The sequence below is a fragment of the Pseudogulbenkiania sp. FW507-F1 genome (genome assembly GCF_058781125.1).
In genome coordinates this window covers 53504-79440 of record NZ_JBYSWM010000011.1, presented here as the reverse complement: position 1 = coordinate 79440, position 25937 = coordinate 53504, and the positions used below count along the sequence as shown (strand labels likewise).

Below are 25937 nucleotides of genomic sequence, written 5' to 3'. Positions count from 1 at the left end.
CTGTGTAGACATGCGGGCGAATCGGAGGGGCCGTCTGTTATCGATGGTGTGGGCGGCCCGCTCCGACCGCGGTTACAGACGACCGAGTTCGCGCGCGAGCTGGTCGAGACACTTCTTGGCGAGGCCGACGAACTCCCTGGCCTCGGCACGGCTCATGGTGAGCGGCGGCGCCGAGATCATGCTGTCGCCGGTGGCGCGCATCACCAGGTTGTTCTGGAAACAGATGTCGCGGCAGCGCAGCGCCAGCTCGCCGCCGTTGGCGAAGCGCTGGCGGCGAGCCTTGTCCTCGACCAGGGTCACGGCGAAGAAGAAGCCCAGGGTGCGCACGTCGTCCACCAGCGGGTGGTCGTCGAAGGCGTTGTGCCACAGCTGGTGGGCGTACGGCATGACGTCCTCGCGCATCTTGTCGATGATGCGTTCGTTCTTGAGGATCCTCAGGTTCTCGGCGGCGACGGCGCAGGCCACCGGATGGCCCGAGTAGGTGAAGCCGTGGTTGAAGTCGCCCGACTCGGCGATGACCTTGGCGACCGTGTCGTGCACCAGCACGCCGCCGATCGGCTGGTAGCCCGAGGACAGGCCCTTGGCGATGGTCATCAGGTGCGGGCGGATGCCGTAGTACTGGCTGCCGAACCAGTGGCCGGTGCGGCCGAAGCCGCAGATCACCTCGTCGGCGATCAGCAAGATGCCGTACTGGTCGCAGATGCGCTGGATCTCGGGCCAGTAGGTGGCCGGCGGGATGATGATGCCGCCGGCGCCCTGCACCGGCTCGCCGATGAAGGCGGCGACGTTCTCGACGCCCAGTTCCAGAATCTTCTTCTCCAGCTCGCGCGCCGCCTTGAGGCCGTATTCCTCCGGCGTCAGGTCGCCGCCGTTGGCGTACCAGTAGGGCTGCTCGATGTGGGCGATGCCGGGGATCGGCAGGTCGCCCTGCTCGTGCATGTACGTCATGCCGCCGAGCGAGGCGCCGCCGATGGTGGAGCCGTGGTAGCCGTTGACGCGCGAGATGATGGTCTTCTTCTGCGGCTGGCCCAGGCTCGCCCAGTAGTGGCGCACCATGCGGATCACGGTGTCGTTCCCCTCGGAGCCCGAGTTGGTATAGAACACGTGGTTGAAGCCGTCCGGCGCGATCTCGGCCAGCAGCGCCGACAGCTCCACCACCGGCGGGTGGGTAGTCTTGAAGAAGGTGTTGTAGAACGGCAGCTCGCGCATCTGCCGGTAGGCGGCTTCGGCCAACTCCTCGCGGCCGTAGCCGATGTTGACGCACCACAGGCCGGACATGGCATCGAAGATCTTGTTGCCGTCCGAATCCCACAGGTAGACGCCGTCGGCGTGGGTGATGACGCGGCTGCCCTGGGCGTTGAGCGCGGCGGCGTCGGAGAACGGGTGGAAATGGTGCGCGGCGTCCAGCGCCTGCCACTCGCGCGTGCTGCGCTGGCCGGCCTTGCGCTCCGTGACCTGGCGTACTTCGGCAAAGTTCATATTCAGATTCATGATTCGCTCCTTCTCGTTCTCACACGTGCAGCAGCAGGAACTTGCGCTCCCACGGGCTGATCACGCGCGCGTATTCGATGTATTCGGCTTCCTTCACGGCGCAGAACGCCTTGACGAAGTTCTCGCCCAGCACCTCGGTGATCGGCTTGCAGTGCTGCAACTGGGTGATCGCCTCGTCGAGGCCGCGCGGGAAGGCGAACGGCAGGCCGTAGGCGTCGCCGCTCAGCGGCTCGCTCGGCTGCTGCCGCTCGACGATGCCGAGCCAGGCGCAGGCCAGCGTCGCGGCGAGCGCGATGTACGGGTTGCAGTCGACGCCGGGCAGGCGGTTCTCGATGCGGCGCCCGGCCGGGCCGGAGTGCGGCACGCGGATGCCGCAGGTGCGGTTGTCGTAGCCCCACTGCACGTTGATCGGCGCGGCGGTGTGGCGCACCAGGCGGCGGTAGCTGTTGACGAACGGCGCGAACAGCGCGATCGCCTGCGGGAAGTACTTCTGCATGCCGCCGATGCTGTGGAAGAACGCCTCGCTCGGGCTGCCGTCAGCGTTGGAGAACACGTTCTTGCCAGTGTGCTTGTCGACCACGCTCATGTGGATGTGCATCGCCGAGCCCGGCTCGCTCTCCATCGGCTTGGCCATGAAGGTGGCGTACATGTTGTGGCGGATCGCCGCCTCGCGCACGGTGCGCTTGAACAGGAACACCTGGTCGGCCAGATCGAGCGGGTTGCCGTGCAGGAAGTTGATCTCCATCTGGCAGGCGCCGACCTCGTGGATCAGGGTGTCGATCGCCAAGTTCTGCGCGTCGCAGAAGTCGTAGATCTCCTCGAACAGGTCGTCGTACTCGTTGACGGCGTCGATCGAGTACGCTTTGCGCCCGGTCTCCGGGCGGCCGGTGCGGCCGATCGGCGGCTGCAGCGGCAGGTCCGGGTCGCGGTTGACGTCGACGATGTAGAACTCCATCTCCGGCGCCACCACCGGCTCCCAGCCCCTGTCCTCGTACAGCTTGAGCACGCGGCGCAGGATGTGGCGCGGCGACTGCTCGACCGGCGAGCCGTCGAAGTGGAAACAGTCGTGGATCACCTGCGCCACCGGGTCCTTGGCCCACGGCACCAGGCGGATGGTGTTGGGGTCCGGCACCAGCACCATGTCCGGATCGGTGTCGGCGGAAATGCCCTCGGCGTACTCGCCGGTCACGGTCTGCACCAGTACTATCTCGGGCAGGCGCATGCCCTCTTCTTCGCTGAATTTCTCTTTCGGCACGATCTTGCCGCGCGCGATGCCGGTGAAATCAGGGATCACGCATTCGACTTCGGTAATTCGGTGTTCTCGCAGCCATTCGCTCAGAACGCTCATGGTTGCCTCCTTTGTAGCGATTCAGTTTTTGGGTGTTGGGGCAAGTCTCAGCCGCGTCGATCCCGACGAGCGGCACAAGCCTTGCCAAACGCTTCGAGAATGGCCAGCGACAGGGGGTTGTCCTGGTACTGCCATTCCGGGTGCCACTGCACGGCGAGCGCGAAACCGCGCGCGCCCTTGACGCTGAACGCCTCGACCAGCCCGTCCGGGGCATGCGCCTCGGCTTGAAGCGCCGGCGCCAGGCGGGCGATGCCCTGCCCGTGCAGCGAATTGACCTGGGCTTCCGTGCGGCCGGTGAGGACCTGCAGCACGCCGTCGTCGACGAAGCGCACCGGGTGCGCCAGCGCATACATCTCGTCGAGCGTGCCGCCCGGGTCGCGGTGGTCGCTCATGCCCGGCTCCTCGTGCACCTTGCGGTGCAGGGTGCCGCCGAGTGCGACGTTGATTTCCTGGAAGCCGCGGCAGATGCCTAACACCGGCACCCCGGCGTCGATCGCGGCGCGGATCAAGGGCAGCGTGGTGGCGTCGCGCTCGGGGTCGTTGAAGTCGCCGTCGACGCTGGCCGCGCCGTAGTGGTGCGGCTCGATGTTGGACGGGCTGCCGGTGAACAACAGGCCGTCGACCAGCTCGAGCATTTGTTCGAGCGGCGTCGCCTCGCCCAATGCCGGCAGCAGCAGCGGCAGACCACCGGCACCGACCGCGGCGCGCACGTACTTCTCGCCGACCAGGTGGAAGAACTGGGACTCCTTGAGCCACCAGCGACAGCAGGGAATTCCGATGACAGGGTGTTTCATCGCGATCGCACGCTCGCCGTCACACGGCGGCGCGCCTCCTTTGCAGCGTTGCGGGAATAAAAAAAGCGGCGCCCCTAAAGGGCACCGCACAGAGGAGATCGAAGGACGCCGCCGCAAACACGCGGCGAGCGTGAATCAGGTACTCCGCCAGAACGCCCGGCGCCAGCCGCGCGCCACTCGCACCATGCGCCAGACACCACGCAGCGGCGAGCGGGGCGAAGCGGCGGATCGAACGGTTCTGCATCGGGTGCTCCTTGGGTGGGTGCGGCATGTTCCGACAGGCGGAACGCCGTATCGGGCTAAATTCAGTCTAAGCTCGTTAAATATAATTGACAAGCACCGTCAATTAAATTTTTACACACCTCCCTAACCACCATCGTTTCCACACCTTTCACGCCCCGTTTCAGTGCTGCATAGCGTCAAATTTGTGCACCACAACAAGCGATAAGCGGGTTGTGATATACTTTGCCGGCCCATTACGCCTCGGCGGCGTCGTCAAAAATAATTTGACACAAGCCGTCAATTATTATCAACATTCGGAAACAACATGGACATCGGACCACGACTCAAGCTGGTGCGCGAACGCTACAAGCTGTCGCAACGGGAGCTGGCAAAACGGGCTGGCGTCACCAACGCCACGATCTCCCTGATCGAACAGAACCGGGTCAGCCCGTCGGTCAGCTCGCTGGTAAAGCTGCTCGAGGGCATCCCGATGTCGCTGGCGGATTTCTTCACCTTCGACGAGCCGCCGCGTGAAAACCGCTACGTGTTCCGGCCGGGCGAACAGCCCGACCTCGGCAACAACGGTCTGCGCCTGTTGCTGGTCGGCGCCACCGTGCAGGACCGCCAGATGCGCATGCTGCGCGAGCTGTACGCGCCGGGCGCCGACACCGGCCCGGAGGCGATCACGCACAGCGAAGGCGAGGAATGTGGAATCGTGGTGCGCGGCACCGTCGAATTGACCATCGACGGCCAGGTCAACGTGCTGCACGCCGGCGACGGTTACTACTTCCCGAGCACGCTGCCGCACCGCTTCCGCAACATCGGCCAGGACGAGGCCGAAATCATCAGCGCCAACACGCCGGCCAACTTCTGATCCGGGGCGGCGGCTGGCGCGCTACTTAGGAGAACGTGTTATGCCCCGCCTCACCCACGAGCAATGGCAAGCGCTGGCCGCGCGCCAGGTCTTCGAGGGCCGCGCCTTCATCGACGGCGCGTACGTCGCCGCCGCCGACGGCAAGACCTTCGCCACCGTCAACCCGGCCAACAGGCAAACGTTGACCGACATCGCCGAGTGCGGCGAAGCCGACGTGAACAAGGCCGTGGCCGCGGCGCGTGCCGCCTTCGAGGACGGCCGCTGGTCGGGCCTCGCGCCGTTGCAACGCAAGACCGTGCTGTTGACGTTCGCCGCACTGATCCGCGAGCACGCCGACGAGCTGGCGCTGCTGGAGACCCTGGACACCGGCAAGCCGATCGCCGATGCGCTGGGCGTCGACGTCGCCGGCACCGCCTACTGCGTGCAGTGGTTCGCCGAAGCGATCGACAAGGTCGGCGGCGAGGTGCCGCCCTTGGCGCCGAACCTGCACGGCACCGTCACGCGCGAGCCGATCGGCGTGGTGGCGGCGGTGGTGCCGTGGAATTTCCCGCTGTTGATGGCGAGCTGGAAGTTCGCGCCGGCGCTCGCCGCCGGCAACTCGCTGCTGCTCAAGCCATCGGAAAAGTCCCCGCTCACCGCGATCCGCATCGCTGCGCTGGCGCAACAGGCCGGCATCCCCGACGGCGTGTTCAACGTGCTGCCCGGCGCCGGCGAGACCGGCCACCTGCTGGCGCTGCACAGGGACGTCGACTGCCTCGCCTTCACCGGCTCCACCGCGGTCGGCAAGCGCATCATGGCGTGCGCGGCGGAATCGAACCTGAAGCGGGTGTGGCTGGAGCTGGGCGGAAAATCGCCGAACATCGTGCTCGACGACTGTCCGGACGTGGCGCAGGCGGCGCGCGCCGCCGCCGGCGGCATCTTCTTCAACCAGGGCGAGATGTGCTCGGCCGGTTCGCGCGTGCTGGTGCAGCGCGGCGTCTACGCCGAGTTCATGGCGGAACTGAAGAAGGCCGCCGAGGGCTATCGCCCGGGCGACCCGCTCAATCCCGCCAGCGGCATGGGCGCGATCGTCGACGAGCTGCAGTACCGCCGCGTGCTCGACTACATCGCCATCGGCAAGCAGGAAGCCAAACTCGCCTTCGGCGGCCACGCGGTGCACACCGACACCGGCTACTACATCGCGCCGACCGCGTTCGAGACCACGCCCGACGCCCGCATCGCGCGCGAGGAGATCTTCGGCCCGGTGTGCGCCGTGATCCCGTTCGACACGGCGGACGAGGCGATCGCCATCGCCAACGACAGCGACTACGGCCTCGCCGCCGCGGTGTGGACACGCGACGTCAGCCGCGCTCACCGCCTCGCCCGCGCCTTGCGCGCCGGCACGGTGTGGATCAACTGCTACGACGAGGGCGGCGACCAGAACCTGCCGTTCGGCGGCTACAAGCAGTCCGGCAACGGCCGCGACAAGTCGCTGCACGCGCTGGAGAAGTACACCGAACTGAAGTCGACGCTGCTGAAGCTGTACCCCTGAAGCAGCGCGCTCCGAACCACCCGCCACGGTGTTGCGGGCCACTGTCCGGTGGCCCGCTTTTTTACGTCCGCCCGCTGCTAAGGTTGGCCGAAGCCGGAGAAGGCGCCATCCACAGCGCCACGCCGCCACCGGCCCCCCGGCGCCGGCTTGAGAAGCGCCGGAACAAGGACGATACTGCCAGCCATCCCCATCCCCTCGCTGAATGCCCATGAACTACCGCCTGGTTTTTGTCGAAGACGATGCCGAACTGGCCGAGCTGATCCGCGACTTCCTGTCGCGCCACGACATGGAAGTGCAGATCGAGCCGCGCGGCGACACCGCGCTCGCCGCCATCGCCGCCGCCCAACCCGACCTGGTCTTGCTCGACATCATGCTACCCGGCAAGGACGGCCTGACGCTGTGCCGCGAACTGCGCCCCACCTTCCCCGGCCCGATCGTGATGCTGACCTCGCTCGACAGCGACATGCAGCAAATCCTCGGCCTGGAGCTGGGCGCCAACGACTACATCCTGAAAACCACGCCGCCGGCGGTGCTGGCGGCACGCCTGCGCGCCCAGTTGCGCCAGCACCGCCCGGCCGCCGCCGCCGAAACGCCGGCCGCCATGACACGCAAGCAGTTCGGCCAGCTCAGCATCGACCCGATCAGCCGCGAAGTGACGCTGGCCAGCGAGCACGTCCCCCTCTCCACCGCCGACTTCGACCTACTGTGGCTGCTGGCCAGCCACGCCGGCGAAATCCTGGACCGCGAAGTGCTGTTCAAGGAGATGCGCGGCATGGAATACGACGGGCTGGACCGCAGCATCGACGTCGCCATCTCGCGGCTGCGCAAGAAGCTCGGCGACAACCCCGCCGAACCCTTCCGCATCAAGACCGTGCGCAACAAGGGCTATCTGTTCGCCCCGGCCGGCTGGAACTGAACCATGCGCCGCCTGTTCGTGCAGTTCTATCTGATGCTGATGGCGTGCTTTCTCGGCGGCGTGCTGCTGGTGGGCGTGGTCTACAAGCAGGCGGTGGACAAGGTCGGCGAGCGCTACCTGTCCGACCTCTTGGGCGCCTCGCTGTCGATGATCCAGAGCGAACTCAAGGGCGTGCCGCCGGAGCTGTGGAGCGAAACGCTGGAAGAGTTCGACCACGGCCTGACCTTCCCGCTGCGCATCGAGGGCGACGCCGCCTACACCCTGGACGACGACGCCCGCGCCGCGCTGGCACGCGGCGAGATCGTGATGCTGGAAGACAACTTCCTGTTCCTGCAGCGCATCCCCAACAGCAACTTCCTGCTGGTGGCGGGCCCGCTGCGCTACCTGTTCTTCCTGCACCAGCTCAAGTGGGTGGATTACGTGCTGCTGCTGCTGGTCGGCCTGTCGCTCGGCATCCCGGTGCTGCTGTGGCTGCGCCCGCACTGGAACCAGCTGATGCAGCTGGAGCAGACCGCCGTGCGCCTGGCCGAAGGCGACCTCAGCGCGCGGGTGCAGTTGCCGCCGGGCTCCGGGGTACGCCGCGTGGGCGAGGCGTTCAACCGCATGGCCGACAGCATCGGCGCGCTGCTGGCCGGGCGCAAGGCGCTGATCGACGCCGTGGCGCACGAGCTGCGCACGCCGCTGGCGCGGCTGCGCTACCGCCTGGCGCTGTTGGAGGGCGACCCGGACAGCCCGCCGCGCCAGGCCATCGAACGCGACCTTGCCGCCATCGACTCGCTGCTGCAGGAACTACTGCTGCACGCGCGTCTCGACCGTCCGCAAGTACCGCTGACGCTGAGTCGCTTCGACGCCCGGGAATGGGTGGCCGAAAGGTTGGCCGAACAGGCGCCCTTGGCCAGCGGCATCGACTGGCGCGACGACAGCCGCGGCGAGATCGAGCTGGAGGGTGACCGCTACCTGCTGTCGCGCGCCCTCGACAACCTGCTCAGCAACGCGCGCCGCTACGCCCAGCACACGGTGCGCGTGCTGCTGGAACAGGACGGCAACGGCTACTGCCTGCACGTCGACGACGACGGCCCCGGCATCCCGGCGGAGGAGCGCGAGCGCGTGCTGGAGCCGTTCGTGCGCCTCGACCAGAGCCGCGGCCGCGACAGCGGCGGGCACGGCCTCGGTCTCTCCATCGTGCAGGGCATCGCGCGCGCGCATCAAGGCACGCTCGGCATCGAAGACAGCCCGCTGGGCGGCGCCCGCTTCGTGCTGCGCTGGCCCGGCACGGCGGGCGTACATAGCGTTACACAGGGAAACATTCCACTCACAGACGCCGGAAACGGGCGCGCCTAGGATACAACTCATGGAAGGCCCCCACAGCCAACCGAGACCACGACAGACTCGAACCCTCACGGTTCCACAAGGAGTATCACCATGAAAAAGCTGACCCTGCTCGCCCTCTCCGCCGCCTTCGGCCTGACCTCGATCGGCAGCTTCGCCGCCACCCCGGTCACCCCGGCCTCGCCGGCGGTGAAAGCCGAAGCCTCCGCTCCGGCCGCCAAGGCCGCGATGAAACCGGCCGCCAAACCGGCCGTGAAGAAGATTCACAAGTCGCGCGCCAAGAAGGCCGTGAAAAAGCCGATGGTTGAGAAAAAGGCCGCTTCCGCCCCGGCACAAAAAGCCCAGGCGCTGAAAAAGCATCACAAGATCGTCAAGCACCACAAGCATCACAAAGTGATGGTGAAAAAGCCGGCTGCGGCTAACTAAGCCGGAACAGGCCGCGGCCTGTTCCAACCCAGCACAACGGGGCGCCACGGCGCCCCGTTTCGCATTGGATCGCCATGTCTACCCGACTGCTGACCGCCCTGCTGCTCGCCAGCCTGATTCCCGCCGCCGGCGCCGGCCCCCTGAGCGCGGAACGGCGCACCCTGTTCTTCGGCCACGACGACCGGGTACGCGTGCACCCGGACCACGGCCCCTGGCAAGCCATCGGCCAGATCGAAACCGCCTCGGGCAACCTGTGCACCGCCACGCTGGTCGCCCCCGACGTGGCGCTCACCGCCGGGCACTGCTTCGTCGGTCCCCACGGCCGGCTCGATCCGGCGCGACGCTTCACCCTGGCGCTGGACGGCCGGAACAGCGCCCGCCACACCGCCGCCCGCCGCGTCTGGCTCGACCGGCGCCTGTTGCGCGGGCTGATCCGCCAAGGAGGCGACCTGATCGTCCCGCCCGCCGTGGCACGCTACGACTTCGCCTTCGTCCGGCTCGCCGCGCCCCTGCTCGCGGCAGAACACACCGTCACGCCGTTCGACGGTGACCGCGCCGCCCTGCGCCAGGCGCTGACCCAGGCCAGCTGGCGCGTCAGCCAGGCCGGTTACCCGGAAGATGCCCCCGACCAGCTGATGCTGCACCGCCACTGCCGCGCCACCCGGCTCGAGGCCGACGGCCGCCTCGCCCACCGTTGCGATACGTTGCCCGGTGACAGCGGCTCGCCGCTACTGCTCGAGGTTGCCGGCCAGCCACGGCTTGTCGCCATCCAGAGCTCGGCGCCGGACGCGCGCTGGCGCTACCGTGCCGACAACATGGCGCTGTCGGCCCCCAGCTTCCAGCCGGCCCTGCGCCGCTTCCTCGCTAAGCCCAAATAGCAAAAACCGCCTCGCGGGCGGTTTTTGCTGTCCATCGCTGTCTCGGCTCTAGCCGGCCAGGGCCGCCTTCTGTATCGCGATCAGCTCGCCCACGCCCTGCTCGGCCAGGCGCAGCATGGCGTCCAGTTCGGCGCGGCTGAACGGCACCCCCTCGGCGGTGCCCTGCACCTCGACAAAATGACCGCTGCCGGTCATCACCACGTTCATGTCGGTCTCGCAGGCGGAATCCTCGAGGTAGTCGAGGTCCAGCACCGGACGCCCCTCGAACACGCCGACCGACACCGCCGCCACGAAATCGCGGATCGGGCTTTCCTGCAGCTTGCCCTGCGCGATCAGGCCGCTGATGGCGTCGTGCAGCGCGACGAAGGCGCCGGTGATGCTGGCGGTACGCGTGCCGCCGTCGGCCTGGATCACGTCGCAGTCGATCTGGATCTGGCGCTCGCCCAGCTTGCCCAGGTCGACCACCGCACGCAGGCTGCGGCCGATCAGGCGCTGAATCTCCTGGGTACGCCCGGACTGCTTGCCGCTGGCCGCCTCGCGCCGCATGCGGCTGCCGGTGGAGCGCGGCAGCATGCCGTACTCCGCGGTCACCCAGCCCTGGCCCTTGCCCTTGAGGAAGCCCGGCACGCTCTCGTCGACGCTGGCGGTGCAGATCACCTTGGTATCGCCGAACTCGACCAGCACCGAGCCTTCGGCATGCTTGGTGTAGCCGCGGGTCAAAGTCACCCGGCGCAGGGCATCGTTGGGGCGGGAAGAAGGTCGCATGGTCGCAGTCCGTCGAAATCAAAAACGCGATTATACCCCGCTCCCCCTCAGAACCTGTTCACGATCTGTCGCGAGCAGCCCTCAGCGGGGTGAAGAGCAGCACAGAAACAGGAATGGACTGGAGTCCATGAGGATTTCGAGCAGCACATGAGCCCCGATCAGGGATGCGCAGCAAGATCGGGAACTGGTTCTCACACGGGTTTATCCGGCCGGCTGGCCAGGATTTCGCGATGCATCTCCTCTTCCTGTACCCGTGCCGGCGTCGACGAGCGGCGCCGGCTCAGCGCCAGGTGGGTATCCAGTACATCGCTGCGCTGGCTGACATCGAGTGCCTCGTCCAGCAGCGTCACCGCCACCGCCGACAGATTGTCGCCGTGCCGGCCGCCGCGCCGCTCGGCCACGTTCATCAGCGCCGGCAGCACCTGGCTCACCGCACGGCCGACAAACACCTTGGTCAACTCGGCGTCCTGGATCTGCGACCACAGACCGTCGGAACAGAGCAGCACCGAGGCCCCCGGGAACAGCAGTTGGCGCTCGCCGATGTCGATGTCCGGGTCGGAAGAGGCCCCCAGACAGTTGTAGATCTTGTTGCGGTCGGGGTGGGTGCGCGCGCCCTCCTCGGTCAACAGCCCCTGGTCGATCAGCCGCTGCACCTGCGAATGATCGCGTGAGCGCAAGCGCAGGCCGCTGTTGTCCAGCAGGTACAGCCGGGAGTCGCCGACGTGGCACCAGTACAGCATGTCCTGCTGGATCACCGCCGCCACCACCGTGGTGCTGGGCACCTCCGGCAGGTGATGCTCGGTGGCGTAATCGAGAATCGCCTGATGGGCCGAACTGATGGCGTTGACCAGAAAGCGGTTGGGATGGCTCAGCGACGGAGTGGCCTGCTGGTAGAACAACTCGCTCATCAGATCGATGGCGATCTGGGCCGCCACCTCGCCCTGCAAGTGTCCGCCCATACCGTCGGCCACCACCAGCAACACCGACTCCAGCGAGTGGGCGATCACCACACGGTCTTGATTGTAGGAACGGCCGCCGACGCGGCTGTCCTGGAAGATCGACAATTTCATGCACACACTTTCAGGAAGAACGACTGCCCGTCAGGCTGCGAAGCCAGCCGGCCAGCTTGTGCGTCACCGCCTGCGACTCGGGGAGGGCGACAGGCTCACTGTAATGGGGGTCCATCAGTCGCTTTTGCACCTCCATCAGGGTCGCCGGCCGCCGCTCGGGCTCCATGTCCAGACAGCGATCGACCAGCTCGCACAACTCGCGCGAATAAAGACGCACAAAGCGCCGGGACGCCGGTTCTAGCAAGTCCTTCACCGCCCGCTCCTTCGCCCCTTGCGGCGTGCCGCCCCCCATGCAGGAGTAGAGGCAGGCACCCAGGGCATAGATATCGGTCCATGGTCCCTGCGCCATATCGCTCTTGTACTGTTCCGGCGCGGCGTAGCCCGGCGTGTACATCGAGGCGAACTCCCTGCTGCGCTGGTTCAGCGTCTGGCGCGCGGCGCCGAAGTCCAGCAATAGCGGACCGCCGCCGCGCCGCAGATAGATGTTGGCTGGCTTGATGTCCAGATGCAGCAGACGGTGCAGATGGACCTCGCGCAGGCCGGACAAGAGCGCGGCGAACCAGCGTCGGATACGGCGCTCGTCGAGCCGCCCGCCGGCAATCTCCAGCTCGCGGGTCAAGGGACGGCCATCGGCGTACTCCATCACCAGGTAGACCGTCTGGTTGGCGCGGAAGAAATTGGCGACCCGCACCACGTTCGGGTGGTTGATCCCGGCCAGGATGCGCCCTTCCTCGAAGAAGCACTTCAACCCTAGGTTGAACGCCTCCTGGTCAAGCTCGTGCTGCACCGTCACCTGGCCATTGTCACCGCGGCACGCCAAGTGGCCGGGCAGGTATTCCTTGATGGCGAATTTCTGGTCGTCGTCATCCAGAGCCAGATAGACCACGCTGAATCCGCCCACGGAAAGCAGGCGGACGATGGTGTAATCGGCCAGCCGGTAGCCGGCCGGCAATGCGGTTTCTTGCCTGGATTGAGTCATAGGATGGCTGTTGCTATAGTGTCCGGGGCCATGGATTGAGCTTAGCAAAGCAATTCGGGCCCGGTCTTGATATTTGTCCAGTTTAACCGGGAGTTCAGCATGATTTTAAGTATGACAGGCTTCGCCGCCATTAGCAGGGAATTTCCCGGTGGCATGCTCAATCTGGAACTGCGCGCCGTCAACCACCGCTATCTGGACGTCCAGATGCGCCTGCCGGAAGAGCTGCGCGTCATCGAAGCCCCCCTGCGCGAAATGATCGGCGCCAAGGTCACCCGCGGCAAACTCGAATGCCGCGTCGGCTTCAACCAGTTGGAAAACGCCACCCCCACGTTGGAAGTCAACCACGAGCTGCTGCAGCAATTGCTGGCGGTCTCCCGCACCATCAAAGAGAACGCACCGGAAGCCGACACCCTGTCGCTGGGTGAACTGATGCGCTGGCCCGGCGTGATGAAATCGAACGAACTCAAGCCCGAAGTGCTGCAACAGCTGTGCCTGGAAAGCCTGACCAAGGCACTGGCCGACTTCAACGCCTCGCGCGAACGCGAGGGTGAGAAGCTCAAGGCGGTACTGCTGGAGCGTGTCGCCTCGATCGAGACCATCGTCGCCAGCCTCAAGCCCAAGCTGCCGCAGATTCTGGCCGCTTACATGGAGAAGCTGTCCAACCGCCTGCGCGATGCACTGGAGAGCGTTGATGAAGACCGCCTCAAGCAGGAATTCGCCCTGTTCGCCCAGAAGATCGATGTCGACGAGGAACTGTCGCGCCTGAGCACCCACCTGAGCGAAGTCCGCCGCATTCTCAAGGCCGGGGGCCAAGCCGGCAAGCGGCTCGACTTCCTGATGCAGGAACTCAACCGCGAAGCCAACACCCTCGGCTCCAAATCGGTATCGACCGAAACCACCCAGGCCTCGGTCGAACTCAAGGTGCTGATCGAGCAGATGCGCGAGCAGATCCAAAACATCGAATAAGCCATCGCGCCACTTCGGCCAACGTCTCGGAAAGCCCCGCCCGTCGGGGCTTTTTTCATGCCGGCGTGGCCACGCCACTGCCATTTCCAGCAACTATTGATCCAAATCAAGGGCGCCCGGCCCGATAGAGTGGAACATCCTGCCTGTGAACGGCTCTGAAGACGACAGGGCCCGCCTCCTCTCCCGCCCATCTGCACTGGACAGCAGTTATTGCGACGGCGAGTCATTCCCAGGGTCTCTCCCTGTCTAGCCCCGTTGGCGATTATTTCATCAGAATTTTGTAACAGTTTGTAACAAGGCCACACCTCGTTTCGGACACATGCGAAATTCATAGAACCCTAATATATCTGGCGCTTGCGGCAACGCATCAAAACGGGACGCGCATCATCACCATCCGCACCAGGCCAATCCGGCCTCCAGCGCCGCGCCTGCGCTATTGAACAAGCATCAAAAATGGCTTTCAATACGACCCGTCCAGTTCAGATCCTAAGGATGGAATGACCACCCCATTCCATTCGCTTTTCCTTATCTAAAGCGAAGTAATCGACAAGCATCGCCGTATCGTCAACGGCTCGCCAGGAGCGCGGCTACCCACCTCGCAAGAGGTCTTTCCGCCCGCTTCCAGGCTCGAGCTCGTGCAAGTCGAACAGTGAATTTCTGCTGTCACGCCATCTATCTGAACGATCGCCAAATCGTTCTTATCAAGTGATCACCGGGGCCATCGCGAAGTTGGAATAGCCGTTGCCGGCTACGTCGCGGCGTGCCGTTTTGACCGGGACTGCGGCGTTTGGCCAAGTCATTCCGCCTTGGGCGGAGTGCGCGTTTTCTACCCGGCCAGATCGACAAGACAGCGCATGCTGTCACGTCGGCCTGGAAGGGAATGACTACAAGCCACTTTCAATTCACTAAGGTCGTAGGATGATAAACAGTAAACACCCACGCATTTTACGAGGGCTTCCGCTGGCCGCCGCCGCCCTGCTCTCCGGCTGTCAGGGAGGTATTCTTGACCCGAAAGGCCAGATCGCCGCAGACGAGAAATCGCTGATCATCACGGCCACCGTGCTGATGCTGCTGGTGGTCGTCCCGGTGATTTTGATGACGCTCGGTTTCGCCTGGAAGTATCGCGCCAGCAACAAGAGCGCCACCTACGATCCGAAATGGTCTCACTCCGGCAAGATCGAGGCCGTGGTCTGGATCATCCCGATCATCATCGTCTCCTTCCTCGCCGTCATCACCTGGAACAGCACCCACAAGCTCGACCCGTACCGCCCGCTCGACTCGGACAAGAAGCCGATCACCATCCAGGTCGTGTCGCTCGACTGGAAATGGCTGTTCATCTACCCCGAACTGAACATTGCCAGCGTCAACCAGTTGGCCTTCCCGGCCAACACCCCGGTGAACTTCAAGATCACCTCCGATGCCGCGATGAACTCCTTCTTCATCCCCCAGCTGGGCGGCCAGATCTACTCCATGGCCGGCATGCAGACCAAGCTGCACCTGATCGCCAACGAACCGGGCAGCTACGACGGCATGTCCGCCAACTACAGTGGCGCCGGTTTCTCGGGCATGAAGTTCAAGGCCATCGCCACCGCCTCCCCGGCCGAATTCGACGCCTGGGTGAAGCAGGTCCGCAGCGGCAAGCCGCTGGACCCCACCAGCTACGCACAACTGCTGAACCCGAGTGAAAACAACCCGGTGCAGCATTTCTCGTCCGTCACCCCGGGCCTGTTCTACGGCGTACTGAACAAGTACATGGCCGGCCATCAGACCGCCATGGAAGCCGGACTCAGCCCCATCCAGCTTGCCGCGCTCACCAAGAGCCTGTGCAAGACGCCGGTCGTTAAGGAGTAAATACAGAAATGTTGTTAGGTAAACTGACGCTGGACGCCATACCGTTCCACGAGCCCATCATCATGGGAGCGCTCTCGGGCGCCGGCCTGATGGGGCTTGCGGTCATTGCCGCCATCACCAAGTTTGGCAAGTGGGGCTACCTCTGGAAAGAATGGCTGACTTCGGTCGACCACAAGAAAATCGGCGTGATGTACATCATCGTCGCGCTGGTGATGTTGCTGCGCGGCTTCGCCGATGCCGCCATGATGCGGACCCAGCTCGCCATGGCCACCAATGGCCACCTCGGCATCTTTCCGCCCGAGCACTACGACCAGATCTTCACCGCCCACGGCGTGATCATGATCATCTTCATGGCCATGCCGTTCATGACCGGCCTGATGAACATCGTGGTGCCGCTGCAGATCGGCGCCCGCGACGTCGCCTTCCCGTTCCTGAACTCGCTGAGCTTCTGGCTGCTGGTGGCAGCTGCGGCGCTGGTGAACCTCTCGCTCGGGGTGGGTGAATTCGCCCGTACCGGCTGGGTGGCCTACCCGCCGCTGTCCGAGCTGGCCTACAGCCCGGGCGTGGGGGTGGATTACTACATCTGGGCCCTGCAGATATCCGGGATCGGCACGACACTGACAGCGATCAACTTCCTGGTGACCATCCTCAAGATGCGCACCCCGGGCATGAAGCTGATGCAGATGCCGATCTTCACCTGGACCTGCACCTGGGCCAACGTGCTGATCGTGACCTCGTTCCCGATCCTGACCGGCGCGCTCGCCATGCTGACGCTGGACCGCTACCTGGACTTCCACTTCTTCACCAGTGAAGCCGGCGGCAACCCGATGATGTACCTCAACCTGTTCTGGGCCTGGGGTCATCCGGAGGTATACATCCTGGTTCTGCCGGCCTTCGGCATCTTCTCGGAAGTGGTCTCCACCTTTGCCGGCAAGCGCCTGTTCGGCCACACCTCGATGATCATCGCCTCCGGCGTGATCTCGGTGCTGGGCTTCATGGTCTGGCTGCACCACTTCTTCACCATGGGCTCCGGCGCCAACGTCAACGCCTTCTTCGGCATCGCCACCATGGTGATTTCGGTGCCGACCGGCGTGAAGCTGTTCAACTGGCTGTTCACCATCTACCGCGGCCGCCTGCGCTTCACCTCGCCGGTACTGTGGACCCTGGGCTTCATGGTCACCTTCTCCATCGGCGGCATGACCGGCGTGCTGATGGCGGTGCCGGGCGCCGACTTCGTGCTGCACAACAGCCTGTTCCTGATCGCCCACTTCCACAACACCATCATCGGTGGCGCGGTATTCGGCTACCTGGCCGGCTTCGTGTTCTGGTTCCCGAAAGCCTTCGGTTTCAAGCTGGACGAGCGCCTGGGCAAAGCGGCGTTCTGGTTCTGGCAGACCGGCTTCTACTTCGCCTTCGTGCCGCTCTACATCCTGGGCTTCATGGGCATGACCCGTCGCCTCAACCACACCGACAACCCGCTGTGGACCCCGTGGCTGTACGCCGCCTGCATCGGCGCGGTCCTGATCGCGCTGGGCATCGGCTGCCAGCTGCTGCAGATCGTCGTCAGCCTGCGCAACCGCAAGCAGCTGGCTGACGTGACCGGCGACCCGTGGAATGCCCACACCCTGGAGTGGTCCACCTCCTCGCCGCCGCCGTTCTACAACTTCGCCAAGCTGCCGCAGGTGCATGACATCGACGCCTTCACCGACATGAAGGAAAAAGGCGTGGCCTACCAGGTACCGCAGCAGTACGCACCGATCCACATGCCGAAGAACACCGCGGCCGGCGTCTACATCGGGGGCTTCACCCTGGTGTGCGGTTTCGCCCTGATCTGGCACATCTGGTGGCTCGCCATCGTGGGTCTGATCGGCATCATCGGCAGCATGCTGGCACGTGCCTACGACAACGATATCGACTACTACGTCCAGCCGGACGAGATCGAAGCGATCGAACGCGAACGCTTCGAGAAGATGGGTATCGACTTCGACCGCTACGACGAACGCGACCAAGGCACGGCCCGTCCGCGCCCGGCAAAAACTCTGGAGCAGGTGTAAACAGCCATGACTTCGCACGCAACCGCACTACACGATACGCACGCTCACGACCATGAGCATCACGACAGCGGCGCCAGCACCCAGCTGGGCTTCTGGCTCTACCTGATGACCGACTGCATCCTGTTTGCCAGCGCCTTCGCTGCCTACGCGGTGCTGTTCGGCAACGTCAACGGCGGCGTCGCCGGCAAGGAGATCTTCGAGCTCAAGTACGTGCTCGTGGAAACCTTCGCCCTGCTGTTCTCCAGTATCACCTATGGCTTTGCCATGATCAGCGGCCACAAGGGCAGCAAGGCCGGCCTCCTGGGCTGGCTGGCCGTCACCTTCCTGTTCGGTGCCGTGTTCATTGGCATGGAACTGCACGAGTTCGGCGCGCTGATCGCCGAGGGCCACGGCCCGGACAAGAGTGCCTTCCTGTCCGGCTTCTTCGCCTTGGTCGGGATGCACGGTCTGCACGTGACCGCCGGCCTGATCTGGATGGCGGTGATGATGCTGGAAGTGATCAAGACCGGCCTGACCGGCCGCGCCATGACCCGCCTGAACTGCCTGAGCATGTTCTGGCACTTCCTCGACATCGTGTGGATCTGCGTCTTTACCGTCGTCTATCTGAAAGGGGCCATCTGATGAGCCAAGCTCACGATCACGCGGCCAGCCACGGCAGCGTCAAATCCTACCTGACGGGCTTCGTGCTGTCGGTCATCCTGACCGTGATCCCGTTCTGGCTGGTGATGAACGGCAACCTGAACCTGCACGATACGCTGCTGACCATCGCCGGCTTCGCCGTGGTGCAAATCCTGGTGCATCTGAAGTACTTCCTGCACCTTGATTTCACCACCGAAGGCCGCGTCAACACCCTCGCCTTCCTGTTCACCGCGCTGGTGATCGTGCTGCTGGTGGGGCTGTCGGTCTGGATCATCTTCAGCGCCGACGCGCTGATGATGCCCTGAGAGAGCCTGACGTGAAACTCAAGCGCTACCTGCAGGTCACCAAGCCGGGCATCATCTTCGGCAACCTGATCTCGACGGCGGGAGGTTTCCTGCTCGCCGCGCGAGGCCATGCCGACCTGGGGCTGCTCCTGGCCACAGTGATCGGGCTGTCGCTGGTGGTCGCCTCCGGTTGTTCCCTGAACAACTGCATCGACCGCGACATCGACTGCAAGATGGCACGCACCCGGAACCGCGTACTGGTCACCGGCGCCATGTCGTTCAAGGCCGCCCTGATGCACGGCATGCTGCTGGGTCTCGCCGGGTTCTGGACGCTGTGGCACTGGACCAACCCGCTGGCCTTCGCCTGCGCGCTGTTCGGCTTCGTGATCTACGTCGGCGTCTATAGCCTGTACATGAAGCGCAAGTCGGTCTACGGCACGCTGGTGGGCAGCCTGTCCGGCGCGGTGCCGCCGGTGGCAGGTTACTGTGCGGTCAGCGGCCAGTTCGACATGGGTGCCGCCATCCTGCTCTTGATGTTCTGCCTGTGGCAGATGCCGCACTCGTACGCGATCGCGATCTTCCGCTTCAAGGACTACGAGGCCGCCAACATCCCGGTGCTGCCGGTGGTGAAAGGCATCTCGGCCGCCAAGCAGCAGATCGTGCTCTATATCCTGGCCTTCGCGGCGGCTACGGTGATGCTGGCATTTGGCGGCTACGCCGGCTATGGCTACCTTGCTGTGGCCTGTGCCACCAGCCTGTGGTGGCTCAAGATGGCGCTGTCGGGCTACAAGAGCAGTACCGATGACCGGGCGTGGGCGCGTCAGGTGTTCTTCTTCTCCATCATCACGATTACCGCACTCTCGGTGATGATGGCGGTGGATTTCCAGATTCCCGAGCTGTGCTGCACCCCTGCCCCCGGCAGCGGCGTGCTGGCGGCCTTGAGCAAGCTGGTCGCCTGAGTCCCCTACGAAACAAACAGGGCCCCGCTTGGGGCCCTGTTTGTTTGTATCGAGCGTGTCGTCCGGCTCAGTTCTTTTCCCAGATCAGCCGGGCGATGGCCGACGAATCCAGCTCGCCCTCCCCCTTCTCGACCAATTCGCCGATCAGGCCCGCCACCCGCTCCGCCTCCGGCAGTTTGATGCCCAGCTCGCGCGCGGTATCGAGTACGATGCCCATATCCTTGAGGTGCAGCTTGGCCTTGAAGCCCGGCGCGTAGTTGTCGTCGATCATGCGCTGGCCATGAACATCCAGCACCCGACTCTGGGCGAAACCGCCGAGCAGCGCCTCGCGCACCGGTGCCGGATCGACGCCGCACGCCTTGGCCAACTTCATCACCTCGGCCACTGCCGCCACACCGACGCCGACGGCAATCTGGTTGCACGCCTTGGCTACCTGCCCCGCTCCTGACTCGCCGATATGGGTGATGGTCTTGCCCATCGCCTGCAGCGCCGGCCGTGCCTTCTCCAGCGCCTCGGCCTTGCCACCGACCATGATGGTCAGCGTGCCGTTGATGGCGCCGACCTCACCGCCCGACACCGGGCAATCGAGGAAGTCGATGCCCTTTTCGGCCAGGCTGGCCGCGATCTTGCGCGCACCTATTGGAGAAATCGTGCTCATGTCGGCGCACACCAGACCCGGCTTGGCCCCCAGCGCCACGCCGTTGTCACCAAGCAGCACCGCCTCCACGTCGGCAGTGTCGGACACATTGGTCACCACCAGCTCGACGCCCGCGGCCAGTTCGGCCGGGGAGTCGCACCAGCAGGCACCGGCAGCGAGCAGCGGCTCGGCCGATTCGCGCCGGCGCGCCCACACGCTGACCTGATGTCCCGCCTTGAGCAGATTGAGCACGCAAGGGCGGCCCATGATACCCAGTCCGATATAGCCTACTTTCATCTATCCATCTCCGGCTGAAGCCCAGTTGATTGAACGGCTGACGCGTCACGACCGCGCATGACACGCCGATGGCGCCCTGCCGTCGATCACATCGGGCTCAAGTTGCACACAAGGGGAAAGCATACGGAAAGCCGACCGTTCAAGCCAGCCGGGGTATCAGTTTTCAGGCGGTGGGGATGGGCGCTGCGACAGCCACGCGTCGAACTCGAAATCACGGCCCGCCGCCTGGTGCTCCAGAAAATAGACAAAGGCCAGCACCTCGGCCACCGCCCGGTACAGCTCCGGAGGAATTTGCTGATCCAGATCGACCTGCATCAGCAAGGACACCAGCGCCGGCGAGTCATGCACGAATACGCCGGCCTCTTGGGCTCGTTCAATGATGCGTTCGGCCAACTCGCCGTAGCCCTTGGCCACCACCTTTGGCGCACGTGCACCGTCCTGGTAGCTCAGGGCGATGGCGGAGCGGCGCGCCGGATCAGCTGGCGGCTTCGTCATGGCTCACCGACAGTGTTGCAAGATTCAGTCCGGCAGCCCCCAGGCCCGCCTCGAGCCGAGGCGCATGGTCGCGGATCAACTGCTCCGTCGCCGCCTCCTCGGTGGCAAAAGACAGCTGTACCGTCCCGCCGACGATACGGATACGGGCAGACAGGCCACCGAGCACCGGAAGTTCCAGCGCCAGACGGGTAGACCAGGCCGCTACCGCTTCTGCACCGCCCGCCTCTCGCTCTCGCGTCTCGTCCTGCTGAATGCTCAGCTGCAGCGGCTGCCCCGGCCAGGCCCAGCCCTGCAGTTGAAGCTGGTGGTTCTCCAGGGTGTCGAGCTGCCGTTGCACCAGGTTACCCAGCTCCGCCAAGGCCGCTTTGCCATGGGGAGAGGGAGTCGTCTGCGCCGAATCAAGGCTTTGCCCGAGCCTGGCTTGCGGCTCGTCCTTGAGGCTCTCCAGCGACAAACGACCATCGACCCAAGCCTTGACGTGCGACTCGTAGAACAGCCCGCTCTTGTCGGTCCCCTGTTTCAGTGCTGCGGCCACATCCGCCGGATCCTGGCGCGAGGCATCCAGCTGCAGTCCCGCCTGCGTCGGCGCGCTCTTGGCGCTGTGCAGCAGATCGGTCAGATAACGCGAGGCGGGGCTCAGCGAAACATCGACCGAACCATTCGCCACCTCACTATCCGCAGCCTGCTCGACCAGCGCGAAGGTCAGTTTTGGCGACAAGCTGGCCACCCGCAGCGTGAGCGCCTCGCCATTGAGCTGCATGCCCTTGGGCAGATTCAACGTGAACAAACCATTCTTGATCAATGCGGCGAACTGCCCATTGTCCAGACGTTCAGCAACCCGGGCCGAAACCAGTTCGCCAATACTCAAGGACGGCGCCTTGGCCGGCAGGACCGAGGCTTCCAGCAGCAGCCGGCCGCCTTCGCCCAGCAGCCGGACACCGGAAACCGCCGCGGCGCCGAGTGCTTTGCCAGAAAGGGGGGAAATCATGAAGTGGAATTATTACGGTACAGGGACACGATCAGCTCGGCCTCACTGCGGGAAATGCCACAGCGCTCGGCCACCTCCGCCGCCGACAAGCCATGTTTGACAAGCTCGATAGCCTGATTGTAAGGCGTAGAGGTCAAGTCCTCCCCCTTGCTCTGCGGCCTGGGCAGGGATTTGCTCTTGGCCAGATGCTCCATGTCACGCTGCAGCATGCTGAGTTGCTGCTGCAGGTGATCGAGGTGAAGAGCAGTCAGCCTTGCGCTGCTCTCTCCATCGCGTTTCGCGCGCCACCACAGGTACCCCAAAGCAATCAGGGTACCCACAGACACCGCCAAGGATACTATCGTCCAAATAGACACGTCAGGCCTCTACTCATAACATCTTGCTACTCTTAAGAGTACAGCAGGGTGCTCTGTGGCCCAAGCCCAACTTGCCGAGCCCTAACGATAAATTTTCTGGAGCTTCTGTTGCCGGTTAGTCAATGACAGCGAGTACTGCAACTCGGCACAGCGCTCGACCAGCAAGCTTTCTATCTCCCTGCTTTGGGTCACGACGGTATCGAGTACCTCTCGCAATTCAGGGCTGTTTGCTAGCGCAGGCACATCGACCTCAAGGATGACTTGACGATAATGGGCATCTCGCTCGATATCGAGTTCGGTAAATCGTTCCCACTCGGCATTGCTGGCGGCTGCCAACATTGCTTCCGTGATATGGGCAAGCTTCATTACCGGAGAGCTCAATCCCACGTCCTCATCCATTCCGATCCCACTCCTTCATCAGAGTGATGCGCAGCATACGCTTGTCTTGATATCAGCCAACGGCAGAAACCGGAGCGCCCGAGTATTCCCGTTTATCCAGCTCAACCCATGCAGGCAGGAGGGTGTCAAGCAAGCTACGAACCTCCGCCAGGATGTCCTGGTCATTGCTTTTCCCTGCCAGAGCCAAGCGAGCCTTCATATAAAGATATAAATCATTCAAGTTTCGCGCAGCATCGCCCCCCTCTTCCAGATTTGTCATTTCGCGTAAACCATCAAGAATATCGATGGCTTTGGAAATAAGACGGGCTTTTGAAGCATAGTCCTGCATGTTGATGGCATTGCCAGCCTGAGCTATGGCGTTTGCTGCCCCTTTATACAAAAGGACAACAATACCGACGGGGCTTGCTCCGTAGACTGCGGCAACCAACGCATCTTTCTCATAAGCCTGGTTAAGCTGCCTGAGCGCATGTTTGTTAAGCATCTCTATCCATACCCTCAAGGTGATTATGATGACGAAAGCAGGTTTGCCAGGCTGCTGGTCGCAGACTGCATCTTGGCCAAAATCGCATTCAGATTTGTATATTGCTGGGTATACTGCGTTTTCAACCGATCGAGCTTCGATTGGAGACCTGTCTGGTAATTCGTCTCGTAATCTATGCGACTGTTGATCGAACTCTTGCTGGACTCAATGATGCCATCGGGCCCCAGTAATTGATTGATCACCGTATTGAAGCGATCGGCAAAACCGTCATTATTGCTATTGCCGAACAGATTTTTGACAGCAGCCGGATCCGCCGACAGGGCCGTATTGAACGCTGTCTTGTCCAATTTCAGCGTGCCGTCCTTCTGGATCGAGATTCCTGCCTGAGCCAGATAGGCATAAGAATTATAGGGGTTCGCCCCAGACACAGGCGTAGCAAGTATGGAGGTCATCTGCGACTCGATCGCCAGAACCGAAGCGTTTCCCTTCATGCTATCGGTCCGCGCCGACTCTGCGGCTGAATGTACCTGATTGTAGGCATCGACAAACGCTTGCAAGGCCGTAGTGATGCCATCTGAATCTTGCACCACGTTGATACTGGCCTCTCCAGTCTTGCTCAGATCGAGAGTCAGCCCAGCAATCGCATCGGTCAAGTGATTGCTGGCTGCAGACACGCTGACACCATTGATAGTCAACGCTGCATTCTGAGCTGCGTGGGACTCGCTGATCGCACTAGCGGTACCCGTACTCTGGGTCAAGCCCCCCAATGACGCCGGCGAACTGGCATCAGCTGGCTCGGCCCCTCCGGCCGAAATCAAAAAGGCATTATCGCTCCCACTGTTGGTCGACGTAATAACCAACTTGTAGTTGCCGTTGTTATTGACGATATTGGCCGTCACGCCGACGCCGGCCTGGTTGATCCGGTCCCGCATGCTGTTCAACGTGACGGAATCTCCGGGATTGTCCCTCAGACTGATTGGGGTGGTGGCTTTTCCCCCAACGGTAAAGGTCAGGCTGTCCGGAGCGGAAGCAATAGCCGCAGTGGGGTCGGTGATGGCAGTACCATCGGCATACTTATCGAACACCAACTGGCGAGGCTGCGCCAAGCTCGTGATATTCAGGGCATAGCTGCCCGCTACAGTGGCCGCAGAGGTCGCAACGCTGGCGATTGTCGAGTCACTTGAACTGGCCTTGTAAGACTGCAAAAACGAGCCCGAAGCCAAAGAGCGAATAGCTGTCTGTAAACTGGACAAGCCGGAACTGATCTTACCCACAGCACTGAGCTGCGTATTGAACTTTGAGACACGGCTCTGGCTCGCCGTCATCGGCTGCTGCTCGATCGTCATGAGTTGACTGACGATGCTCTGGACATCGAGAGCACCAACCGACGTCGTAATGGAAGCCATGATTCTTACCTTTCAAAGCCGTTAAGAACGGTAACGCACCCCCGCGCCGCCTTCATTGTCATCGCAATCGAGCAGGACAAGTACCAGGCATTATACTCAGCCCTATGCCTTATCCTTGATCAGCAAGCCTTTGAAGTCTTCAATAGCCTTTGAAATACTGATGGCCTCTTCGGAAGGAATCTGGCGAATGACTTTCTGGGTTTCCTTGTCCACCACCTTGACCACTGAAATATCGGTATCTTTGTCGACGGAAAACTCCAGTTCGCTATCGTAATGCTGGACAGCTTCATTCAGCTTGCGTAGTGCCGGCTGTAAGTCGGAGAGGGATACCGGCTTCTTGGTAGCGTCACGGCTATTCGACGTTTCCTTTTCTTTGTCTACGGCACTGACCGCCTGGCTCGAAACAGGCGAAACCGCCACCCCAGCCGTCTCGCCGGAAGAGGCCTGGGGAGGTGGCGCAACCGCCCGCGCCGAACTCCCATCGGAGCGAGAAAGAGGACTTACCAATGGTGTGGAAATTTGCATCTCTTCACCTCCTTTCAAGGAACAAGAAATGGCCTGGTGGTGGAACCGAGGCCATCTCTTAACTCATCTGCGGCGAGTTGCCTTACTGGAGCAGCGACAGAGCGGACTGCGTCGTCGAGTTGGCCGTCTTCAGGATGGAGGTACCGGCCTGCTGCAGAATCTGGTTCTTGGTCAAGTTGGCCGTTTCCGCGGCAAAGTCGACGTCGACGATACGGCTGTTGGCACTGGACAAGTTCTCAACGTAGTTGGACAGGTTGGCGACCACTGCATCGAAACGGTTCTGTACGGCACCGAAGTCCGAACGGCTGGACGACACGGAAGAAAGGTCGGCATCCAGGCCAGAGAGGGCGGCGGAAGCCGCACCCTGGGTGGTCACGTCGATCGTAACCGTAGCACTCAGCGCCGTATTATAGCTGTGCAACGACGTCAGGTCGGAAGCGCTGATCGTCAGCTGGTTGTCAGCCGAACCCGAGGAGCCGACCTGGAAGGTCAATGCGCTACCGCCCGACAGCAGGGAAGTGCCATTGAACTGGGTGGTCTGGGTGATGCGGGAAATTTCCTGGGTCAGCTGGTCCACTTCCTTCTGCAGCTGCGAACGGTTGGTGTCGCTGACCGAACCGTTGGAGGCCTGCACGGCGATTTCACGGATACGCTGCAGGTTGTTGGTGATCTGACCGAGAGCACCTTCCGCCGTCTGCCCCACCGACACGCCGTCGTTGGCGTTACGGATGGCCTGGTTGTTACCACGAATCGCCGAGGTCAGGGTCTGGGAGATCGCCAGACCGGCAGCATCGTCCTTGGCGCTGTTCACGCGCAGGCCGGAAGACAGGCGTTGCAGCGACTGGTTCAGCGAGCTGGTCGAGTTGTTCAGGTTGCGTTGGGCGTTCAACGAGGCGATGTTGGTATTTACGGTCAGGGCCATGACAATTCTCCTTGGGTCGGTTGGCTCGGCAGTGCATCCGGCTTGTTCAAGTTAT

At 63.2% G+C, this 25937-nt stretch carries 28 protein-coding genes; 12 read left to right on the top strand and 16 right to left on the bottom strand.

Translation table 11 applies throughout. The features are described 5' to 3' along the window. Window positions 1-72: 72 nt before the first annotated feature. The 4 genes from AC3WG5_RS09275 to AC3WG5_RS09260 are packed head-to-tail and all read right to left on the bottom strand — an operon-like array spanning window position 73 to window position 3877. Window positions 73-1491 carry an aspartate aminotransferase family protein gene (locus tag AC3WG5_RS09275; RefSeq protein ID WP_492568484.1) on the bottom strand — a complete coding sequence of 473 codons (1419 nt, stop codon included), beginning with the start codon at window positions 1489-1491 and terminating at the stop codon, window positions 73-75. A 19-nt stretch (window positions 1492-1510) separates the two neighbouring features. Then, window positions 1511-2839 (bottom strand): glutamine synthetase family protein, encoded by a 1329-nt coding sequence (locus AC3WG5_RS09270; RefSeq protein WP_492568483.1) that lies wholly within the window; start codon window positions 2837-2839, stop codon window positions 1511-1513. 47 nt (window positions 2840-2886) lie between these two features. Beyond that, a complete protein-coding gene (locus AC3WG5_RS09265) occupies window positions 2887-3633 on the bottom strand; it encodes a gamma-glutamyl-gamma-aminobutyrate hydrolase family protein (RefSeq protein WP_492568482.1) in 747 nt (248 codons plus the stop codon). Between the two features lie 19 nt (window positions 3634-3652). Continuing rightward, complete coding sequence (locus AC3WG5_RS09260) at window positions 3653-3877, bottom strand: hypothetical protein (protein WP_492568481.1); 225 nt, start codon at window positions 3875-3877, stop codon at window positions 3653-3655. Window positions 3878-4180: 303 nt separating this feature from the next. On the opposite strand from AC3WG5_RS09260, the gene AC3WG5_RS09255 reads away from it, so the two are divergent. From AC3WG5_RS09255 to AC3WG5_RS09230, 6 genes are all read left to right on the top strand, one after another. Further along, window positions 4181-4729, top strand: coding sequence for a cupin domain-containing protein (locus AC3WG5_RS09255; protein ID WP_008953488.1), 549 nt, complete (start codon window positions 4181-4183; stop codon window positions 4727-4729). Between the two features lie 40 nt (window positions 4730-4769). Then, a complete protein-coding gene (locus tag AC3WG5_RS09250; protein ID WP_492568480.1) occupies window positions 4770-6260 on the top strand; it encodes an aldehyde dehydrogenase in 1491 nt (496 codons plus the stop codon). Window positions 6261-6468: 208 nt separating this feature from the next. Further along, window positions 6469-7176, top strand: coding sequence for a two-component system response regulator RstA (gene rstA / locus AC3WG5_RS09245; protein WP_492568479.1), 708 nt, complete (start codon window positions 6469-6471; stop codon window positions 7174-7176). A gap of 3 nt (window positions 7177-7179) precedes the next feature. Beyond that, window positions 7180-8517, top strand: a complete 1338-nt coding sequence (gene rstB / locus AC3WG5_RS09240) for a two-component system sensor histidine kinase RstB (RefSeq protein ID WP_492568478.1) — start codon at window positions 7180-7182, stop codon at window positions 8515-8517. Window positions 8518-8598: 81 nt separating this feature from the next. Continuing rightward, window positions 8599-8931 carry an acid-shock protein gene (locus AC3WG5_RS09235; protein ID WP_482583289.1) on the top strand — a complete coding sequence of 111 codons (333 nt, stop codon included), beginning with the start codon at window positions 8599-8601 and terminating at the stop codon, window positions 8929-8931. Between the two features lie 74 nt (window positions 8932-9005). Further along, window positions 9006-9809, top strand: a complete 804-nt coding sequence (locus AC3WG5_RS09230; protein ID WP_482583290.1) for a trypsin-like serine peptidase — start codon at window positions 9006-9008, stop codon at window positions 9807-9809. A 48-nt stretch (window positions 9810-9857) separates the two neighbouring features. On the opposite strand, the gene rph is transcribed toward AC3WG5_RS09230, so the two are convergent. The 3 genes from rph to AC3WG5_RS09215 form a co-directional block, all read right to left on the bottom strand. Continuing rightward, on the bottom strand, window positions 9858-10574 hold the full coding sequence (rph, locus tag AC3WG5_RS09225) for a ribonuclease PH (RefSeq protein ID WP_008953494.1): 717 nt from the start codon (window positions 10572-10574) through the stop codon (window positions 9858-9860). A 191-nt stretch (window positions 10575-10765) separates the two neighbouring features. Beyond that, window positions 10766-11644 carry a PP2C family protein-serine/threonine phosphatase gene (locus AC3WG5_RS09220; RefSeq protein ID WP_492568477.1) on the bottom strand — a complete coding sequence of 293 codons (879 nt, stop codon included), beginning with the start codon at window positions 11642-11644 and terminating at the stop codon, window positions 10766-10768. Window positions 11645-11654: 10 nt separating this feature from the next. Continuing rightward, a complete protein-coding gene (locus tag AC3WG5_RS09215) occupies window positions 11655-12623 on the bottom strand; it encodes a serine/threonine protein kinase (protein ID WP_008953496.1) in 969 nt (322 codons plus the stop codon). Window positions 12624-12722: 99 nt separating this feature from the next. Between AC3WG5_RS09215 and AC3WG5_RS09210 the strand changes: the two genes are divergently transcribed. From AC3WG5_RS09210 to cyoE, 6 genes are all read left to right on the top strand, one after another. After that, complete coding sequence (locus AC3WG5_RS09210) at window positions 12723-13589, top strand: YicC/YloC family endoribonuclease (RefSeq protein ID WP_492568476.1); 867 nt, start codon at window positions 12723-12725, stop codon at window positions 13587-13589. A 918-nt stretch (window positions 13590-14507) separates the two neighbouring features. Continuing rightward, window positions 14508-15440, top strand: a complete 933-nt coding sequence (gene cyoA, locus AC3WG5_RS09205; protein ID WP_014085856.1) for a ubiquinol oxidase subunit II — start codon at window positions 14508-14510, stop codon at window positions 15438-15440. 8 nt (window positions 15441-15448) lie between these two features. Then, window positions 15449-17494 carry a cytochrome o ubiquinol oxidase subunit I gene (gene cyoB, locus AC3WG5_RS09200; protein ID WP_008955579.1) on the top strand — a complete coding sequence of 682 codons (2046 nt, stop codon included), beginning with the start codon at window positions 15449-15451 and terminating at the stop codon, window positions 17492-17494. A 6-nt stretch (window positions 17495-17500) separates the two neighbouring features. Further along, window positions 17501-18115, top strand: a complete 615-nt coding sequence (cyoC, locus tag AC3WG5_RS09195; RefSeq protein WP_294864315.1) for a cytochrome o ubiquinol oxidase subunit III — start codon at window positions 17501-17503, stop codon at window positions 18113-18115. Beyond that, window positions 18115-18438, top strand: coding sequence for a cytochrome o ubiquinol oxidase subunit IV (gene cyoD, locus AC3WG5_RS09190; protein ID WP_492568475.1), 324 nt, complete (start codon window positions 18115-18117; stop codon window positions 18436-18438). The genes cyoC and cyoD overlap by 1 nt, the downstream gene beginning before the upstream one ends. A gap of 11 nt (window positions 18439-18449) precedes the next feature. Continuing rightward, on the top strand, window positions 18450-19376 hold the full coding sequence (cyoE, locus tag AC3WG5_RS09185; protein WP_482583294.1) for a heme o synthase: 927 nt from the start codon (window positions 18450-18452) through the stop codon (window positions 19374-19376). Window positions 19377-19443: 67 nt separating this feature from the next. Here the strand turns inward: cyoE and AC3WG5_RS09180 are convergent, their stop codons facing one another. The 9 genes from AC3WG5_RS09180 to AC3WG5_RS09140 form a co-directional block, all read right to left on the bottom strand. Then, window positions 19444-20310 (bottom strand): NAD(P)-dependent oxidoreductase, encoded by an 867-nt coding sequence (locus tag AC3WG5_RS09180; RefSeq protein ID WP_492568474.1) that lies wholly within the window; start codon window positions 20308-20310, stop codon window positions 19444-19446. A 156-nt stretch (window positions 20311-20466) separates the two neighbouring features. Next, window positions 20467-20805 carry an EscU/YscU/HrcU family type III secretion system export apparatus switch protein gene (locus AC3WG5_RS09175; protein WP_014085852.1) on the bottom strand — a complete coding sequence of 113 codons (339 nt, stop codon included), beginning with the start codon at window positions 20803-20805 and terminating at the stop codon, window positions 20467-20469. Then, entirely contained in the window at window positions 20786-21793 is a 1008-nt protein-coding gene (gene fliK / locus AC3WG5_RS09170; protein ID WP_492568473.1) for a flagellar hook-length control protein FliK, read from the bottom strand. Before fliK ends, AC3WG5_RS09175 begins: the two co-directional genes overlap by 20 nt. After that, window positions 21790-22113, bottom strand: coding sequence for a DUF2802 domain-containing protein (locus tag AC3WG5_RS09165; protein WP_148282927.1), 324 nt, complete (start codon window positions 22111-22113; stop codon window positions 21790-21792). The genes fliK and AC3WG5_RS09165 overlap by 4 nt, the downstream gene beginning before the upstream one ends. A gap of 117 nt (window positions 22114-22230) precedes the next feature. Next, window positions 22231-22548, bottom strand: coding sequence for a flagellar protein FliT (locus AC3WG5_RS09160; RefSeq protein WP_492568472.1), 318 nt, complete (start codon window positions 22546-22548; stop codon window positions 22231-22233). A gap of 52 nt (window positions 22549-22600) precedes the next feature. Beyond that, window positions 22601-23029 carry a flagellar export chaperone FliS gene (fliS, locus tag AC3WG5_RS09155; RefSeq protein WP_014085848.1) on the bottom strand — a complete coding sequence of 143 codons (429 nt, stop codon included), beginning with the start codon at window positions 23027-23029 and terminating at the stop codon, window positions 22601-22603. A 23-nt stretch (window positions 23030-23052) separates the two neighbouring features. Then, a complete protein-coding gene (fliD, locus tag AC3WG5_RS09150) occupies window positions 23053-24435 on the bottom strand; it encodes a flagellar filament capping protein FliD (protein WP_492568471.1) in 1383 nt (460 codons plus the stop codon). A gap of 102 nt (window positions 24436-24537) precedes the next feature. Then, window positions 24538-24960 carry a flagellar protein FlaG gene (locus AC3WG5_RS09145; RefSeq protein WP_008955589.1) on the bottom strand — a complete coding sequence of 141 codons (423 nt, stop codon included), beginning with the start codon at window positions 24958-24960 and terminating at the stop codon, window positions 24538-24540. Window positions 24961-25042: 82 nt separating this feature from the next. Then, window positions 25043-25882 carry a flagellin N-terminal helical domain-containing protein gene (locus AC3WG5_RS09140; RefSeq protein WP_008955590.1) on the bottom strand — a complete coding sequence of 280 codons (840 nt, stop codon included), beginning with the start codon at window positions 25880-25882 and terminating at the stop codon, window positions 25043-25045. Window positions 25883-25937 lie beyond the last annotated feature (55 nt).